The following is a 16,580-nucleotide window of genomic DNA, read 5'->3' as shown; positions in this document are numbered from 1 at the left end:
TGCCGTCAGCCGGTCATGTCCCGGCGCCGCAGCGCCGCCAGACCGGCCGCCACCAGCAGCACCGCCAGCGCCGTGAGGGCGAGCACGGGGGTCCAGTCCATCGCGCCGCCCGGCAGCTTCGGCAGGTGGGCGAAGGGGGAGAGGTCCAGCAGCGCCCGGGGCGCGTTCAGGGCGGGGCCGACCCAGCCGACGAGCAGGACGGCGCCCGCGACGCCCCACGCGGCCGTCGCGCCACGCGGCAGGGCGCCGTAGAGGAGGACGGCGACGCCGCCGACGGTCCAGACCGCCGGGAGCTGGACCAGGCAGGCGCCCAGGATCGGTCCGGCGTCGCTGCCGTAGCCGGCGGCGAAGCCCAGGCCGGCGAGGAGCATGATCAGGGCCGCGCCGCCGAACGCGATCACCAGATGACCAGCGGCCCAGCGGAGCCGGCCGACCGCGCAGGCGAGGACCGGTTCGGCCCGGCCGGAGGTCTCCTCGCCGTTCAGACGCAGCACCGACTGCACGATGTACAGGGCGGCGACCAGGGCCAGCATGCCGATCAGCGCGGCCAGGAGCGCGTCGGTGAGGCCCGACTGGCCGCCCATCCGCCGGAAGATCTCCTGGGCCTGTCTGTTGCCCTTCACCAGATCGGCCGCCCCCGTGGCGACGCCGCCGTACACCACGCCCGCCACGAGGAACCCGGCGCTCCAGCCCAGCAGGCTGCCCCGCTGCAGCCGCCAGGCCAGGGCGCCCGCCGTGCCCAGACGGCCCGCGGCCGGTCCCGGGCGGGTGGGCAGGAAGCTCATACCGACGTCCCGTCGGCCGGCCAGCTCGTAGGCGACCGCGCCCTGGACGAGTGCGGCCACCGCGAACAGCGGCAGCAGCCACCAGCGTTCGGCCGCGAACGCGCGGACGTTCTCCAGCCAGCCGATCGGCGACAGCCAGGTCAGCACCGAGGAGCCGTCGGCGGACGCCGAGTCACCCGCCGCGCGCAGCACGAAGGCCGCGCCCAGGACCGCAGCCGTCAGTCCGCGGGCCAGCCGCGCGCTCTCCGTCAGCTGGGCGACGATCGCCGCCATGGTGGCGAAGACCATCCCGACGCCGCCGACCCCGAGCCCGAAGGCCGGCGCGCCAGCGCCGCCCTGCCCGGCCAGACCCACCGCGATCAGCAGCGCCAGCACGGCGTTCGCGGCCGCGGCCGTCAGCAGGGCGGCCGTCAGCGGGGCGCGCCGGCCGACCATGCCGGACGACACCAGTTCCTGACGCCCGCTCTCCTCCTCGTCCCGGGTGTGCCGGATGACGACCAGCAGGCTCATCACCGCGGCGAGCGCGCCCGCGTAGACGCCGACGCGCCAGGCGGTGAGCGCGCCGAGCGAGTCGGCGAAGACGGGTCCGACCATGGCGCGCAGGGAGGTGTTCGTCGCCATCTGCCGCATCAGGTCGGCACGGGCGGCCGGGGTGCCGTACACGCTCTGCAGCGCGCCCGGCATGGAGAGGACCATCAGCGCGATCACCGCGATCCACAGCGGGAGCATGGCCCGGTCGCGGCGCAGCGCGAAGCGCACCAGGGTGCCGGTGCCCGCGAAGGGGCGGGAGCCGCCGGTCCGTTCGCGGAGGGCGGGCGCGGTCATACCGGCACCTCGCCGGTGTCCGCGGTGTCGTTCGCGTAGTGCCTCAGGAACAGCTCCTCCAGCGTCGGCGGGGTCGAGGTCAGCGTCCGGACGCCACAGGCGCCGAGCGCGCGCAGGACGCCGTCGAGCTTGTCGGTGTCGACCTGGAGCCGGACCCGGAGGCCGTGCACGTCGAGGTCGTGCACGCCGGGCAGACCGGCCAGTCCGTCGGGCGGGGCAGCGAGTTCGGCGCTCACGCTGGTCCGGGTCAGATGGCGCAGTTCGGCCAGGGACCCCGTCTCCACGGTCCGCCCCTTGCGGATGATGCTGACCCGGTCGCAGAGCTGCTCCACCTCGCTGAGGATGTGGGAGGAGAGCAGGACCGTGCGGCCGCGTTCGCGCTCCTGCTCGACGCAGCGCCGGAAGACCTCCTCCATCAGCGGGTCCAGGCCCGAGGTCGGTTCGTCCAGGATCAGCAGGTCCACGTCGGAGGCGAAGGCGGCGACCAGGGCGACCTTCTGCCGGTTGCCCTTGGAGTAGGTGCGGCCCTTCTTGGTCGGGTCGAGTTCGAAGCGCTCGACCAGTTCGGCGCGGCGCCGGCCGTCGAGGCCTCCGCGCAGACGGCCGTAGAGGTCGATGACCTCGCCGCCGGAGAGGTTGCGCCACAGGGTCACGTCGCCGGGCACGTAGGCGATCCGCCGGTGGACCTCCACGGCGTCGCGCCACGGGTCGCGTCCCAGCACCTGCGCGGCGCCCGCGTCGGCACGCAGCAGCCCGAGCAGCACCCGGATGGCGGTGGACTTGCCGGCGCCGTTGGGGCCGAGGAAGCCGTGCACCTCACCGGCCTCGACGGCCAGGTCCAGGCCGTCCAGCGCGTGGGTACGGCCGAAGGACTTGTGGAGTCCGGCGGCCGTGATTGCCTTCGTCATGCTTCAGAACGTACGCTCGCTTCAGAAATTTGTGAAGTTAAGGAAGGGCATGAATCCCCGATAGGGTGGCGGCATGACGGAGTCGAGCACGGGAGCGGTGGAGCGGGACCCGGAGTCGGTCTCGCAGTTCGTGGAGCGCTTCGCGGCCCAGCTGGTCGAGGCGGGCGTGCCGCGCATGCCGGCCCGGGTCTTCGCCGCGCTGCTGGCCTCCGACACCGGCACCCTGACCTCGGCCGAGCTGGGCGACCGGCTGCGGATCAGTCCCGCGGCCGTCTCCGGCGCGGTGCGCTACCTCGCCCAGGTCCACCTGGTCTCGCGGGAGCGGGAGCCCGGCTCGCGCCGGGAGCGGTACCGGGTGCACAGCGACCAGTGGTACGAGGCCCTCACCAGCCGCGAGGCGATCATCAAGCGCTGGGAGGAGGCCCTGCGCGAGGGCGTGACCAGCCTGGGCCCGGACACCCCGGCGGGCCGCAGGCTGGCCCAGACGCTGGACTTCTTCGAGTTCGTCGAGCAGGACGTGGCCGCGATGATGGAGCGCTGGCGGGCCTACCGGGAGCAGAAGTACGGCCGCTGAACGGCTCCGCCGCGACCGGGAGCACCAGTCACGGTGCCGCTGAGCTGAACCGTGCCGCCGAGACCGGCCTCGCTGCCACGGAGCTGAACCGCGCCGCCGCCGCGACCGGGGCACCGGCCTCGCTGCCGCCGAGCTGCACGGCTCCGCCGCGCCTGGGGGCACCGGCCACGGTGCCGGGCAAAGGGCCGGCGCGGTCGCGCGGGTGTCGCCGGACCTCCGACGTCACGCCGGGGGCAGTGTGAGGCGCCAGGCCGCCTCCGCCACCCGCCAGGTCCGGCGGCGCACCGGGCCCGAGACGGCCGCGTCCGCCCGGTAGCGGAAGTCCGCGCCCGTGACCGTCACCGTGTGGCCCGAGACGCGCAGGGGCGTCGCCTCCGCGCCCACCGACAGCGGACGTACCTCCACCTCGGCCACCCCGCCCGTGCCCGGTGTCACCGACACCGCCTCCACGGGCTGGCCCAGATCCACCACCGTCTCGCCGTCGACCTCCACGCGCAGCCGCGCGGGCCCGGGTGAGGGCACCGCCGCGAGCCGGGGCGGGCGCGGGGCCAGGGTGCGGACCAGCGAGCGGTACCAGGTGCGGCCCGCGGCGACGGGCATCCGTGCCGGGGCGGCCGCCCGGGGCGGCGCCGGAGGGATGCCCAGCGCGCCCAGCACCAGGCCGTCGCTGTCGTCGACGAGGAGGTCCAGGCACCGCTCGGCCCCGTCCAGGACCGCCCGCGCGGCCGCCACCGCGCCCGTCGGCACCCCCAGGGAGGCCGCCAGGGCGAGCGAGCCGCCCACCGGCACCACCGACAGCGCGCATCCGGTCAGCTCGCGCCGGCGGTGCAGCAGGGTCACGGCACGCACCAGGGCGCGGTCGTCGCCCACCACCACCGGCCGCCGGGACCCCCGCCGGCCCAGGGCCCGGGCGAATTCCTCCGGCCCGTCCGGGAGGCAGACCTTGGCCGCCGCACCCGCGCTGAGCACGTCTTTCACGATGCGTACGGACTCTCCGTCCGTCTGCCGTGCCGCCGGATCGATGATCACCAGCAGCTGATCGGACGTCGCGAAAGTCGCCACCTCGGTCCTGCCTCGCTTCCTCGGGTAGCATCTTTGTGCAAGAGCCCCTTGCGCTATTGCGCCAGGGGCTTCGTCTATTCCGGGGCATCCGGTCCGACGGTTGTGCGGCCAACGACGGTCGCGGTGGGCACGCGGCGGTGAACCTTACGCCCACGCTCCTGACCTTGGACATGCCCCGCCCGGAAGGGGTGTACGCGCGTGCCCGCACTTGTGCTGCTCGGTGCTCAGTGGGGTGACGAAGGCAAGGGGAAGGCCACCGACCTGCTCGGTGGCTCGGTGGACTATGTGGTGCGATACCAGGGCGGCAACAACGCCGGCCACACGGTCGTCGTCGGCGACCAGAAGTATGCACTCCACCTCCTCCCTTCCGGAATCCTCTCTCCCGGTTGTACGCCGGTCATCGGTAACGGTGTCGTCGTCGACCCGTCGGTCCTGCTCTCCGAGCTGAGCGGTCTGAACGAGCGCGGCGTGGACACGTCCAAGCTCCTGATCAGCGGCAACGCACACGTCATCACGCCGTACAACGTCACGGTGGACAAGGTGACGGAACGCTTCCTCGGAAAGCGGAAGATCGGCACGACCGGTCGCGGCATCGGCCCCACCTACGCAGACAAGATCAACCGCGTGGGCATCCGGGTCCAGGACCTGTACGACGAGTCGATCCTGGAGCAGAAGGTCGAGGCGGCCCTCGACGTCAAGAACCAGATCCTCACCAAGCTCTACAACCGGCGGGCCATCGCCGCGGAGCAGGTGGTCGAGGAGCTGCTGGGCTACGCCGAGCAGATCCGGCCGTACGTCGCCGACACGGTCCTGATCCTCAACCAGGCCCTGGAGCAGGACAAGGTCGTCCTCTTCGAGGGCGGCCAGGGCACGCTCCTGGACATCGACCACGGCACGTACCCCTTCGTGACGTCCAGCAACCCGACCGCCGGCGGTGCCTGCACCGGCGCCGGTGTGGGCCCGACGAAGATCAGCCGGGTCATCGGCATCCTGAAGGCGTACACGACCCGCGTCGGCGCCGGCCCCTTCCCGACCGAGCTGTTCGACGAGGACGGCGAGGCGCTGCGCCGCATCGGCGGCGAGCGGGGTGTCACCACCGGCCGTGACCGCCGCTGCGGCTGGTTCGACGCCGTGATCGCCCGCTACGCGACCCGCGTGAACGGCCTGACCGACTTCTTCCTCACCAAGCTGGACGTGCTCACCGGCTGGGAGCAGATCCCGGTCTGCGTGGCGTACGAGATCGACGGCAAGCGGGTCGAGGAGCTGCCGTACTCGCAGTCCGACTTCCACCACGCGAAGCCGGTCTACGAGACGCTGCCGGGCTGGTCCGAGGACATCACCAAGGCGAAGTCCTTCTCCGACCTGCCGAAGAACGCCCAGAACTACGTGAAGGCGCTGGAGGAGATGTCCGGCGCCCCGATCTCCGCGATCGGCGTGGGCCCGGGCCGGGACGAGACGATCGAGATCAACTCGTTCCTCTAGGCGACACCCGCTGGTGGGAGCGCCCGCCGATCCGCCTCCGGGCGCGATCGGCGGGCGCTCCTCCGTCCCGGGCCCGGTGGACAATGGAGCCATGAGCGTCCACCGGAACGCACTGTGCCGGGGACCGTACGGCGGTGAGGGCGGCCGGGCCGACGGCACGGACTGCTCCGACCCCGCCGTCTTCGAGGTCGCCCGGCACAACAAGCCGCCGCTGCGGGTGTGCCCGATCCATCTCGGGCCCTCCCTGCTGGTGGCGAGCGGGGTGCTGTGGCCGCCGGAGATCAAGCTCATCGGCCGCGTCTGACACCGGCGGCGCCGGACGCGGAAGGCTCCCGAACTCCCCGGCGCGGGAGGCGAGTCGGGCGTTCCCCTCTGTTCACCGGTGCCCCCTGACGTTCACCCGCCGTCCATGAACTCCCCGGTACTGACTCATCCTTGACCCGGACATGGTCATCTCCTGGTTCCCGGTTGATGCGTGGACGAGAACCATCTACGCGGGTAGCCTCCCCACGGCACCGTCGCACCCCCTTCGCACTCCAGTCCTCCCAGGAGCCCTGAATGCCTCACAGTCCCATGAACCGCCGGGAGTTCGTGAAGAAGTCGGCTGTCACCGGAGCGGCCGTCGCCGCCGCCGGAACCGTCGCGGCGACCCCCGCGCAGGCGGCCGAGCAGAAGCACGGCCACAAGCCGCGCACCTGGTCGTTCTCCATCCTGGGCACGACCGACCTGCACAGTCACGTCTTCGACTGGGACTACTACCTGGACGCCGCCTACAGCGACAAGGCGGGCAACTCCGTGGGCGTGGCGCGGGTCGCCACCCTCATCAAGCAGCAGCGCGAGGCCAAGGGCGAGGACCACGTCCTCCTCGTGGACGCCGGCGACATCATCCAGGGCACCTCCCTGGCCTACTACTTCGCCCGCGTCGAGCCGATCACCGGCACGAACGGCAAGCCCGGCCCCAAGCACCCGATGGCCGTCGCCATGAACCACATGCGCTACGACGCCGCCGCGCTCGGCAACCACGAGTTCAACTACGGCATCGAGGTCCTGCGCAAGTTCGAGAGCCAGTGCCGCTTCCCGCTGCTCGGCGCGAACGCCCTGGACGCCAAGACCCTGCGCCCCGCCTTCCACCCGTACACGGTGAAGCGCATCCGCGTCCCCGGCGCCCCCGACATCAAGGTCGGCATCCTCGGCCTCACCAACCCCGGCATCGCGCTGTGGGACAAGGACAACGTCAGCGGCAAGATGGTCTTCCCGGGCCTCGTCGAGCAGGCCAGGAAGTACGTGCCGCGGCTGCGCGCGCTGGGCTGTGACGTGGTGTTCCTGACCGACCACTCCGGCCTGGACGGCTCGTCCTCCTACGGCGACGAGCTCCCCTACGTGGAGAACGCCTCGAACCTGGTCGCGGAGCAGGTGCCCGGCATCGACGCCATCCTGGTGGGCCACACCCACGTCGAGGTGCCGTCGTACGCCGTGAAGAACGAGCAGACCGGCGAGGACGTCCTGCTCTCCGAGCCGTACTGCTGGGGCTACCGGCTGAGCGTCTTCGACTTCGAGCTCGAACTCCACCACGGCCAGTGGAAGGTGACGAGCAAGAAGGCCCAGACCCTCAACCCCAACACGGTGGACGAGGACCCGGAGATCAAGAAGCTCCTGCAGGCCGACCACGAGCTGGTCGTGAAGTACGTGAACACGCCCGTGGGCACCTGCACGGCGGACCTCTCGGCGGCGGACTCCTGCTGGAAGGACGTCCCGATCATGGACTTCATCCACAAGGTCCAGACGGAGACGGTGAAGGCGGGCCTGTCGGCGGCGGACGCGGCGCTCCCGCTGATCTCCGTGGCCGCGCCCTTCAGCCGCACGGCGGACATCCCCCAGGGCAACGTCACCATCAAGGACATCGCCGGCCTGTACATCTACGACAACACCCTCTACGGCAAGAAGCTGACGGGTGCCCAGCTGAAGGACTACCTGGAGTACGCGGCGAAGTACTACCACCAGGTCCCCGCGGGCACGAAGGTCGACACCGCGACCCTCACCAACGCCAACAGCTTCTGGGACTACATGTACGACACGGCGGCGGGCGTCGACTACGAGATCGACATCGCCCAGCCGGAGGGGTCCCGGATCAAGAACCTGAGCTACAACGGCGCCCCGGTCGCCGCCGACCAGGTCTTCGTCGTGGCCGTCAACAACTACCGTGCCAACGGTGGTTCGGGCTACCCGCACATCGCCGCGGCGGACATCGCCTACAGCTCGACCAACGAGATCCGCCAGCTGATGATCGACTACGTGACGGCGAAGAAGAGCCTCGACCCGGCCGACTTCGCGGACACCAACTGGAAGCTGACGCAGAACGGCACGCCGGTCTTCTGAGCCGGGCGTCCGTGACACGAGGTGGACGAGCCGCTGGGTGAGGGCGCCCGCCTCGGCCTGTTCGCACAGCTCGGCCGGCCCCTGCCCCAGGGCTGACCCCGCCGGGGTCCGGAGGGGCCGTGCACGTGGCACCGCGGTGCGGCCCGTGCGTCCGGACACGGGCGCACGGGCCGCACCGCGGGTGCGACGGGCTGCCGGTGCCCCGCCTGCCCGGCACTCAGCTGAACACGATCATCGAGCCCTGGGCGAGGGACCGTGTCGCCGCCGCGTGGAGGCCCAGCCACACGTGGCGTTCGCGGGCGAAGGGGCTGGGGTCGTAGGGGGCGGGGACGGCCGGCTCCTCCAGCTCCGTGGGGGCCGACGGCGGGGCGGGCGCCGCCGGGGGGTTGGCAGGATCGATCCCGATCGCCGGGGCCACGGACTGCAGCTCCCGCAGCAGCGTCTGCGAGGACCCCAAGGGGCCGCCGCCCGCGAGGAGTTCGTCGTTGGACAGCGGCTCGGGGAAGTCGACCGGCACGTACGCACCCGCGTGGTCGTAGTGCCAGACCAGGTGCGACTGCTGGGCCGTGGACTCGAACATCTCCAGCAGTTGCTCGTAGTCGCCGCCCAGTTCGTCCACCGGGGTCACCGGCAGCCCGCACAGCTGGAGCAGATACGCCCGGCGCAGAAAGTGCAGGGCGTCGTAGTCGAAGCCGGCCACGGGGGCGACCTCGCCGGTCAGGCCCGGCATGTACTGGTACACCGGTACCGGTGGGAGCCCGGCCGCGGCCAGCGCGTTGTTGTAGAGCGCGAGTTCGTCGGCGAAGGGGTTGTCCGGGGTGTGGCACAACACGTCGACGAGCGGTACCAGCCACAGGTCACAGGCCAAAGAGGGCTCCTCGCATCGGCGCGTGCGTACCCGCACGGCAGCAGGTGGTCAGGGAAGGGTAGTCGGTGCGGTGCGGGTCCCATACCCTCTCGTCCGCTCAGCTACCGGCCAGTCCTTCGAGCAGCGCCAGGGAATGGGCGTTGGCCGCGGCGACGATCCGGCGGGCGGTCTCGGCCTCGCGGCGGGCCAGCGCGTCCACCAGCTCCGTGTGCCCGGCCCAGAGACGGCCGCGCAGGTCGGGGAGGCGAAGCAGGTGCTGCACCGCGCAGACCCAGGACTGCACGCGCAGCCGGTGCAGGAAGTCGGCGAGGTAGGGGTTGCCGAACAGCACGCTCAGCTCGCGCCAGAAGCGCAGGTCGTAGCCGATGAGGATGGTGAGGTCGCCCGCGGCGGCGGCCCGCTGGGCCTCCTCGCCGCGGCGCCGCACCGTCGCCAGGACCGCCGCCGTGCGGGGGTCGTCCGGCGGTGACCGGAAGGCGGGGTGGCCGGTGGTGAGTGCCCGGAACATGCCGTCGGTGACCAGGCCCCGGGCCTCGATCATGTTCCGGTAGTCGGCGAGGGAGTACTCGGGCACCCGGAAGCCGCGGTGCTGGTCGGCCTCCAGGATGCCCTGCGCGGACAGGTCGACCAGCGCCTCGCGGACGGGGGTGGCCGAGACGCCGTACTGCTCGGCGATCTCCTTGACGGTGAACGCCCGGCCCGGCCGCAGCCGCCCCGCCAGCACCTCGTCACGGAGGGCGTCCGCGATCTGCTGGCGCAGGGTGCTGCGCGTCACGGCGCCGTTGGCGGGCATGGTCCGGGCCTCTCCTCACGCGTCCGGGTGACGTACTCGTACGTACTCGCTAAGTCTTACGAGCACGTCACCTTACGCGTTCGGATCGGCCCGGCGGCAGCCTTGGACCGGTCACGGTCCGTGATGCCCACGCCTGGGGTCACACGGTGTCACACCGTGTACTCGTCGGCGACGCCCAGCGCGGCGTCGAGCGCGGCCAGACCCTCCTTGAGCTCGGCCTCGGTCGTGTTGCAGGGCGGCACGACGTGGGTGCGGTTCATGTTCACGAAGGGCCACAGGCCGTGCTTCTTCGCGGCGGCCGCGAACGCGGCCATCGGGGCGTTCGCCTCGCCCGCCGCGTTGTACGGCACCAGCGGCTCGCGGGTCTCCCGGTTCCGCACCAGCTCCAGCGCCCAGAACATGCCGACGCCGCGGACCTCGCCGACGCTCGGGTGCCGGTCGGCCAGGGCGGCGAGGCCCGGCGCGAGCACCGTCTCGCCGAGCCGGCGGGCGTTGTCGACCACGCCCTCCTCCGCCATCACGTTGATCGTGGCGACGGCGGCGGCGCAGGCCAGCGGGTGCCCGGAGTAGGTGAGCCCGCCGGGGTAGGGACGCTTGCCGAAGGTCTCCGCGATCCGCGGCGATATGGCCACACCGCCGAGCGGCACGTAGCCGGAGTTCACCCCCTTGGCGAAGGTCATCAGGTCCGGTACGACGCCGAACAGGTCGGCCGCGAACCACTCGCCGGTGCGGCCGAAGCCGGCCATGACCTCGTCCAGGACGAAGACGATGCCGTACTTGTCGCACAGCTCGCGCACCCCGGCCAGATAGCCGGGCGGCGGGACCATGATCCCGGCCGTGCCGGGGATGGTCTCCAGGATGATCGCGGCGATCGTGCTCGGGCCCTCGAAGGCGATCGTCGTCTCCAGGTGCTCCAGGGCCCGCGCGGTCTCCTGCTCCTCCGTCTCGGCGTAGAAGCGGGAGCGGTACGGGTACGGCGCCCAGAAGTGGACGACACCGCTGGTGCCGCTGTCGCTGGCCCAGCGGCGCGGGTCGCCGGTGATGTTCACGGCCTGCTGGGTGCCGCCGTGGTACGAGCGGTAGGCGGAGAGCACCTTGGGGCGGCCCGTGTGCAGCCGGGCCATGCGCACCGCGTGCTCGACGGCGTCGGCGCCGCCGTTGGTGAAGAAGATCTTGTCCAGGTCGCCGGGGGTGCGCTCGGCGATCAGCCGGGCCGCCTCCGAACGGGCCTCGACGGCGAAGGCGGGCGCGAACGTCGTCATCGTCGCCGCCTGCTCCTGGATGGCCGCGACGACCTTGGGGTGCTGGTAGCCGATGTTGGTGAAGACGAGCCCGCTGGTGAAGTCCAGGTACCGCGTGCCGTCGTAGTCCCAGAAGTACGACCCCTCGGCGCCGGCGACGGCGAGCGGGTCGATGAGGTCCTGGGCGGACCAGGAGTGGAAGACGTGCGCACGGTCCGCGGCCTTCACTGCGGCGCCGGCTCCGGGGTTGGGCTGAGGGGTCATGCGGGCGAGCGTAAATGTCCGGCATGCGGACGGGGTATCGGCGTCCTGTTCCGTGGGCGGGGGGTTTTAGCGACAGGTTGTCGACAGGAGGTGCCCGCAGGCCCCCGCGGGCCGCTTCCGAGGCCGGGCGAGCCTGTTACGGAACCGTAGAGACAGCCCCGCCCGGCACCTTGTACGACCGCACTATTCTCGGTCTGTTGCACATGTCCGGGGGGAAGGCGGGGCGGCCATGGAGAAGCTGGGACCGGGGGACCCGCAGGGGGCGCCCCCGGGCGAGGCGCGGGGAAGCATCGGGGGCTACCGGCTGCTGGCGCGGCTCGGTGCGGGCGGCATGGGGCACGTGTACCTGGCCCGGTCCGACCGGGGCCGTACCGTCGCCGTGAAGGTGGTCCGCGAGGAGCTCGCCGAGCAGGAGGAGTTCCGGGCGCGGTTCCGGCAGGAGGTGCAGGCCGCGCGGCGGGTCGGCGGGTACTGGACCGCGCCGGTGCTGGACGCGGACACCGAGGCCGAGGTGCCCTGGCTGGCCACGGGGTACGTGGCCGGGCCGAGCCTGCAGCAGGTGGTGGGCCATGACCACGGCGCACTGCCCGAGCGGTCCGTACGGATCCTCGCGGCCGGGCTCGCGCACGCGCTGAAGGACATCCACGCGGCCGGGATCGTGCACCGGGACCTGAAACCGTCGAACGTGCTGGTGACCATCGACGGCCCCCGGGTGATCGACTTCGGGATCGCCCGGGCGCTGGAGACGACCGCCGTGGGCGGGGAGGGGCTGACCCGGACCGGTTCGCTGGTCGGCTCGCCCGGGTTCATGGCGCCGGAGCAGGTGCGGGGTGACCGCATCACGCCGGCGTGCGACGTGTTCTGCCTCGGGTCCGTGCTGGCGTACGCGGCGACCGGGGCGCTGCCGTTCGGCAGTTCCAACAGCGGTGTGCACGCGCTGATGTTCCGCATCGCACAGGAGGAGCCGGACCTGGAGGGGGTGCCGGAGGGGATCGCCGACCTGGTCCGGGACTGCCTGCGCAAGGATCCCGGGGCCCGGCCCTCGCTGGACGCCGTCCTCGAACGGACCGGCGCGGAGGACACGGTGACCGGGGGCCGGTCCCGCGACCCCTGGCTCCCGGGTTCGCTGGTCGCCCAGCTGGGGCGGCACGCGGTGGGCCTGCTGGAGGTGGAGGACCCGGAGGGGACGACGTCCTCCGGGGCGGGGGCGTCGTCCGGTGCGTCGTCCGGTGCCGGTGCGTCGGGGGGCACCCGGCCTGCGGCCGGGTCCGGGTTCCCACCCGCACCACCCGTGCGGCCATCGTCGTCGGGTGCGGGTGGCCCCGGTGGGGCGGGAGCACCGTCGGCGGCTGCGGGTGGCTCCGGTGAAGCGGGAGCGGCCCCGGCGGGTGGGGGATTCGGCGGGGCGTCTGACGGCTTCGGTGCTGCCGGTGCCGGTGCCGGTGGCGGGCCCGGGAGTGCGGGGTCTCCCGAGCATGCCCCCGTTTCCGACGGGACCGTGCCGGGGGTGGCTGACGGGGGGTCCGCGGACGGGTACCAGCCGACCGTCGTGTCGGGGCGGACCCCGTCGTCCGGGCTGCCCCCGGGGTTCGGGGCGGCGCAGGGGTCGTACGGGTACCCGCCGCAGCAGGCCCAGCAGCACCCCCAGCCCGCCGCGGCCTACGGGTACCCGCCGCAGCCGTACCAGTCCTACGCCGGGGGCCCCTACGGCGGCGGCCTCGGCTCCACTCCTCCCTACGGGCCCGTCCCGGTCGGCGTGCCGCCGGAGCCGGAGCGGCGCAACGGCCGTTCGACCGCGCTGCTCGTCGTGATCGCGCTGGTCGTCGCGCTGGGCGCGGGCGGGTCGGTGTACGCGCTGATGAACCAGGGCGACGGCGACGGCAAGGGCGGTGGCACGGTCAGCCCCGCGCCGACGGCCACCCCCGCACCGCCCGAGAGCTCCGCGGCGCCCACCCCGGCCCCGTCCGGGGCGTCCCCCTCCGCCTCCGCCGCCACCCCCTCCGACGGGGCGGTCCCGGAGGCGTACCTGGGGACCTGGGCCACGACGATCGACAGCACCGGCGGGACCGGAACCCGCCAACTGACCATCCGGCAGGGCGAGGTGGGGGACAGCGTGCTGACGCTGGTCGCGGACGGGCCCACCGACGACGGCGGGACGTACCACTGCGTCTTCACGGCCAAGCTCACCCAGGCCCCCGGCCCCGGCCCGCTGGAGATCGGCCCGTCCACCGTCACCTCCGGCGCCCCGGCCTCCTCCTGCTCCCCCGGCGAGGCCACCGAGGTCTCCCTGCTCTCGGGCGGCCGGCTGAAGCGGACCCAGCAGGGCGGCGGGGAGAGCCTGACGTACAGCAAGCAGTGACGGGGTGGCGGCGGCCGACTCCCGTGCCCCACGGGGTGGTTGAACGTCCGGCGAACTTCCGTGGACGCGTCCCGTTCGTCCCCTTTCCGGCGCGTACCGTGACTCCTCCATCCGGCTCCGGGGAGTGGCGGGGGCACCCACATGGAGTGGCTGAGCGCGGAGAACGTCGTCGCCGTCGGTACGGCGCTGCTGGGCATCGCCGCGTCCGCGGGCATGGTCTGGTACGAGCGCCGGGTGCCGCGGCGCAAGCGGGTCGGCTACCGCGTGCAGATGGACAACCCGATCGGTGACGACGTGCGGTCGGGGCGGGCCAACCGGCGCCTGGGGCTCTTCGACGAGGTGCCGGGCATGTCGGACGCCACGCTCGTCCTGCTGCGCGTCGAGAACGACGGCTCACAGGGCATCGACCGCGACGACTACACCGGCCCCGAACGGCACGGCCTGACCGCGGTGTTCACCGGCCGGACCGTCCGCGGGGTCTCGGTGACCCAGCCGAGCGGCACCGACCACCTGATGGACCACTTCACCGCCGAGCGCGGCTTCGGCTATGCGGACAACACCCTGCACATCCCGCGTGTCCCGCTCAACAAGGGCGACCACTTCAAGCTGCTGGTGCTGCTCTCGGGCGGGGACGTGGGCCACGGGATTCGGCTGATCGGCGGGATCCGGGAGGGCGAGGTCCATCCCAACCGCAGCGCCACGCCGGACGACAAGCCGCCCCTGTTCAGCCGGGCCTCCCGGTCCATCACCATCATGCTCACCGTGTGCGTGGTGACCCTGGCCGCGATCGTCGTCGCCCGCGACGGCAGCCCGCCGCCGATCGGCTGCGAGAAGGGGCGGCTGACCGTGACCGGGTCGACCGCGTTCGAGCCGGTCGTGCGGGAGGTGGCGAAGAAGTACCAGGAGGACTGCAAGGGGGCCGTCATCACCGTCGACGCCCACGGATCCACCGCGGGGACACGGGAGCTGGCCGCCGACGGCGCCGCCTGGAAGGCCAAGGGCTCACCGCCGGTCGTCGCCCTCTCCGACGGGCCCAAGCCCGGCGGCATGCCCGAGCTGCGCGAGAACCGGGTCGCGCTGTCCGTCTTCGCGCTGGTGGTCAACGACGACGTGGGCGTGCGGAACCTGTCGACCGCCGACGTGCGCCGGCTGTACCAGGGGCAGATCACCGACTGGGCCCAGCTGGGCGGCCGTCCGCTCCCCGTCCACCTGGTCAGCCGGGACGCCAACTCCGGGACCCGGCAGGTCTTCCAGCGGCGGGTGCTGGGGCGGGGCGAGACGGCCAACTCCTCCGTCGACTGCGTCCACAAGGACTACCCCTCGGCGCCGGTGACCCGCTGCGAACTCGACTCCACCGACCAGGTGCTGGCCGAGGTGGCCCAGCTGCCCGGCGCGATCGGCTACAGCGAGCTGAACCTGGCGACCGGTGCGAAGGGGCTGCGCGTGCTGGGCCTGGACGGGGACGCGCCCTCGGTGGACGCGATCGAGCACGGGCACAGCCGCTATCCCTACCGCGAGATCGAGTACGCCTACACCTACGGCCGGCCCCCCGCGGACTCCCTGGTCTCCAGCTTCCTGACGTATCTGTCGCGGGGCAACGGCCAGGACGTCATCCGCACCCACGGGCACGTGCCGTGCTGGACCCCGGAGGGGATGAAGCTCTGCGCGTAGCCGCCTGGCGGGCTACCGGGGAACCGCCCGGCGGGTCACCGGGGCTCCGGCGGCCGCTGCCGGGGCATGTTCGGGCGGGTCCCGTTCGCCGGCGGCAGCGGGAAACGGCCGCCCGGGCCCCCCGACTCCTGCCGCGGCACGTACGCCACCGCCGCCTGGATGCCGAGCGGTGCCGCGCCGGTGCGGAACTCCACCATCCAGTCGGTGGTCTCGGTGCGCACGAGCTCCGTCACGTCCTCCGAGAAGCGCCGCAGCACGCCCAGGCACCGGTCGGCGGCCTCGCTCGCGGTGCCCTCCGCCGGGCCCAGCACCTCGCGGACGCTCTCCGAGGCCCAGTCGAACTGAAGTGCCTGCAGCCGCCGGTGCACCGCCTGCGCGGTGGCCACGTCGCGCATCCAGCCGGACGTCACCCCGAAGAACCGGTCGACGCCCACGCAGGAGACCGCGAGCAGCAGCGCCAGGCACCCCCAGGGCGCCACCCCGGCGGCCGCCCCGGTCAGGTCCAGCAGGGGCAGCGCGGCCCCGGCAACCGCGCCCGCCGCCGCCCCGGACCGCAGCACCCGGGCCCCGCGCCGCTTCCACACCCGGTCCCGCAGGTACCAGTCGGCCGTCCGCAGCGCGCCCTGCTCGACCCACCGGTACAGCTCGTCGAGCCGCTCGGCGGGTTCCCCCCAGTCCCCGAGCGGGAAGGCACGACCGGTCAGATCACCCGGCCGCAGTCCGGCCGCACCCTCGCCCCGCCCGTCCTGAGGCGGACCCTCGGGCTGCATCTCCGGCTGACCCACCCGGCACTCCCTACTGATCACGACCGGTCACGTTGCGTGACATTCCATGCCGACGCGCGGCACCCTTCCTACCGCCCAATGGGTGGCCCGGACGTAGCTTTCCTCTCTTTTCCGCCCGGAAGGGCGCCTTGATCAGGTATAGGACTGGCACCTTTCTCACTCGAAAGAGTGGCGGTGTGATGGTCGCGCGGACCACGTAGGCTCGTGCCAAGGAGAAGAACGTAGAGGAGCTGATCGTGATCCCCGGTGGTGGCCAGCCCAACATGCAGCAGTTGCTCCAGCAGGCCCAGCAGATGCAGCAGGACCTGCAGCGGGCGCAGGAGGAACTGGCGAACACGGAGGTCGAGGGACAGGCGGGCGGCGGCCTGGTGAAGGCCACCGTGACCGGCGCCGGTGAGCTGCGCGGCCTGCAGATCGACCCCAAGGCGGTGGACCCGGACGACACCGAGACCCTCGCCGACCTGATCGTGGCGGCCGTGCAGGCGGCCAACGAGAACGCGCAGGCGCTCCAGCAGCAGAAGCTCGGACCGCTGGCCCAGGGTCTCGGCGGCGGCACGGGCATCCCCGGTCTGCCGTTCTGAGTCCGG

At 72.7% G+C, this 16,580-nt stretch carries 14 protein-coding genes; 7 read left to right on the top strand and 7 right to left on the bottom strand.

The window, feature by feature from the left end; translation table 11 throughout:
• Window positions 1-5 precede the first annotated feature (5 nt).
• A complete protein-coding gene (locus tag ACZ7FF_RS09270) occupies window positions 6-1,610 on the bottom strand; it encodes an ABC transporter permease (protein ID WP_470810775.1) in 1,605 nt (534 codons plus the stop codon).
• Complete coding sequence (locus ACZ7FF_RS09265; RefSeq protein ID WP_470810773.1) at window positions 1,607-2,518, bottom strand: ABC transporter ATP-binding protein; 912 nt, start codon at window positions 2,516-2,518, stop codon at window positions 1,607-1,609. The genes ACZ7FF_RS09270 and ACZ7FF_RS09265 overlap by 4 nt, the downstream gene beginning before the upstream one ends.
• Before the next feature lie 73 nt (window positions 2,519-2,591).
• Here ACZ7FF_RS09265 and ACZ7FF_RS09260 point away from each other — a divergent pair, with 73 nt between their 5' ends.
• Complete coding sequence (locus tag ACZ7FF_RS09260; RefSeq protein ID WP_470810771.1) at window positions 2,592-3,092, top strand: GbsR/MarR family transcriptional regulator; 501 nt, start codon at window positions 2,592-2,594, stop codon at window positions 3,090-3,092.
• Window positions 3,093-3,314: 222 nt separating this feature from the next.
• Here ACZ7FF_RS09260 and ACZ7FF_RS09255 read toward each other — a convergent pair whose 3' ends face one another.
• Window positions 3,315-4,154 (bottom strand): diacylglycerol kinase family protein, encoded by an 840-nt coding sequence (locus ACZ7FF_RS09255; RefSeq protein ID WP_470810769.1) that lies wholly within the window; start codon window positions 4,152-4,154, stop codon window positions 3,315-3,317.
• Between the two features lie 198 nt (window positions 4,155-4,352).
• Between ACZ7FF_RS09255 and ACZ7FF_RS09250 the strand changes: the two genes are divergently transcribed.
• The 3 genes from ACZ7FF_RS09250 (at window position 4,353) to ACZ7FF_RS09240 (ending at window position 8,012) form a co-directional block, all read left to right on the top strand.
• The gene (locus tag ACZ7FF_RS09250; RefSeq protein WP_470810768.1) at window positions 4,353-5,636 is read left to right on the top strand and encodes an adenylosuccinate synthase; all 1,284 of its coding nucleotides are present in this window, start codon (window positions 4,353-4,355) and stop codon (window positions 5,634-5,636) included.
• A gap of 91 nt (window positions 5,637-5,727) precedes the next feature.
• The gene (locus ACZ7FF_RS09245) at window positions 5,728-5,940 is read left to right on the top strand and encodes a hypothetical protein (RefSeq protein ID WP_470810767.1); all 213 of its coding nucleotides are present in this window, start codon (window positions 5,728-5,730) and stop codon (window positions 5,938-5,940) included.
• A 254-nt stretch (window positions 5,941-6,194) separates the two neighbouring features.
• Entirely contained in the window at window positions 6,195-8,012 is a 1,818-nt protein-coding gene (locus tag ACZ7FF_RS09240) for a bifunctional metallophosphatase/5'-nucleotidase (RefSeq protein WP_470810766.1), read from the top strand.
• A 217-nt stretch (window positions 8,013-8,229) separates the two neighbouring features.
• On the opposite strand, the gene ACZ7FF_RS09235 is transcribed toward ACZ7FF_RS09240, so the two are convergent.
• The 3 genes from ACZ7FF_RS09235 to ACZ7FF_RS09225 form a co-directional block, all read right to left on the bottom strand.
• Window positions 8,230-8,880, bottom strand: coding sequence for a hypothetical protein (locus ACZ7FF_RS09235; protein ID WP_470810764.1), 651 nt, complete (start codon window positions 8,878-8,880; stop codon window positions 8,230-8,232).
• Window positions 8,881-8,977: 97 nt separating this feature from the next.
• Window positions 8,978-9,673: a GntR family transcriptional regulator gene (locus ACZ7FF_RS09230; protein ID WP_470810763.1), complete on the bottom strand. Its 696-nt coding sequence runs from the start codon at window positions 9,671-9,673 to the stop codon at window positions 8,978-8,980.
• Window positions 9,674-9,822: 149 nt separating this feature from the next.
• On the bottom strand, window positions 9,823-11,178 hold the full coding sequence (locus ACZ7FF_RS09225; RefSeq protein ID WP_470810762.1) for an aminotransferase class III-fold pyridoxal phosphate-dependent enzyme: 1,356 nt from the start codon (window positions 11,176-11,178) through the stop codon (window positions 9,823-9,825).
• Between the two features lie 229 nt (window positions 11,179-11,407).
• On the opposite strand from ACZ7FF_RS09225, the gene ACZ7FF_RS09220 reads away from it, so the two are divergent.
• Together ACZ7FF_RS09220 and ACZ7FF_RS09215 are read left to right on the top strand one after the other, a co-directional pair.
• Entirely contained in the window at window positions 11,408-13,537 is a 2,130-nt protein-coding gene (locus ACZ7FF_RS09220; protein ID WP_470810760.1) for a serine/threonine-protein kinase, read from the top strand.
• Between the two features lie 141 nt (window positions 13,538-13,678).
• Window positions 13,679-15,208 (top strand): substrate-binding domain-containing protein, encoded by a 1,530-nt coding sequence (locus ACZ7FF_RS09215; RefSeq protein WP_470810759.1) that lies wholly within the window; start codon window positions 13,679-13,681, stop codon window positions 15,206-15,208.
• Window positions 15,209-15,243: 35 nt separating this feature from the next.
• On the opposite strand, the gene ACZ7FF_RS09210 is transcribed toward ACZ7FF_RS09215, so the two are convergent.
• Entirely contained in the window at window positions 15,244-15,993 is a 750-nt protein-coding gene (locus ACZ7FF_RS09210) for an SLATT domain-containing protein (protein ID WP_470810758.1), read from the bottom strand.
• A 236-nt stretch (window positions 15,994-16,229) separates the two neighbouring features.
• Here ACZ7FF_RS09210 and ACZ7FF_RS09205 point away from each other — a divergent pair, with 236 nt between their 5' ends.
• Entirely contained in the window at window positions 16,230-16,574 is a 345-nt protein-coding gene (locus ACZ7FF_RS09205) for a YbaB/EbfC family nucleoid-associated protein (RefSeq protein WP_470810757.1), read from the top strand.
• Window positions 16,575-16,580: the final 6 nt, after the last annotated feature.

The sequence above is a fragment of the Streptomyces sp. NPDC037126 genome (genome assembly GCF_055605965.1).
Note: the sequence above shows the minus strand (reverse complement) of the source record. Positions and strands in the feature narration are given on the sequence as shown.

Bases quoted from the DNA above. Each gene is read 5' to 3' on its own strand.
- ACZ7FF_RS09270 (WP_470810775.1), bottom strand. From the start codon at position 1,610: ATGACCGCGCCCGCCCTCCGCGAACGGACCGGCGGCTCCCGCCCCTTC.
- ACZ7FF_RS09265 (WP_470810773.1), bottom strand. From the start codon at position 2,518: ATGACGAAGGCAATCACGGCCGCCGGACTCCACAAGTCCTTCGGCCGT.
- ACZ7FF_RS09260 (WP_470810771.1), top strand. From the start codon at position 2,592: ATGACGGAGTCGAGCACGGGAGCGGTGGAGCGGGACCCGGAGTCGGTC.
- ACZ7FF_RS09245 (WP_470810767.1), top strand. From the start codon at position 5,728: ATGAGCGTCCACCGGAACGCACTGTGCCGGGGACCGTACGGCGGTGAG.
- ACZ7FF_RS09240 (WP_470810766.1), top strand. From the start codon at position 6,195: ATGCCTCACAGTCCCATGAACCGCCGGGAGTTCGTGAAGAAGTCGGCT.
- ACZ7FF_RS09230 (WP_470810763.1), bottom strand. From the start codon at position 9,673: ATGCCCGCCAACGGCGCCGTGACGCGCAGCACCCTGCGCCAGCAGATC.
- ACZ7FF_RS09225 (WP_470810762.1), bottom strand. From the start codon at position 11,178: ATGACCCCTCAGCCCAACCCCGGAGCCGGCGCCGCAGTGAAGGCCGCG.
- ACZ7FF_RS09220 (WP_470810760.1), top strand. From the start codon at position 11,408: ATGGAGAAGCTGGGACCGGGGGACCCGCAGGGGGCGCCCCCGGGCGAG.
- ACZ7FF_RS09215 (WP_470810759.1), top strand. From the start codon at position 13,679: ATGGAGTGGCTGAGCGCGGAGAACGTCGTCGCCGTCGGTACGGCGCTG.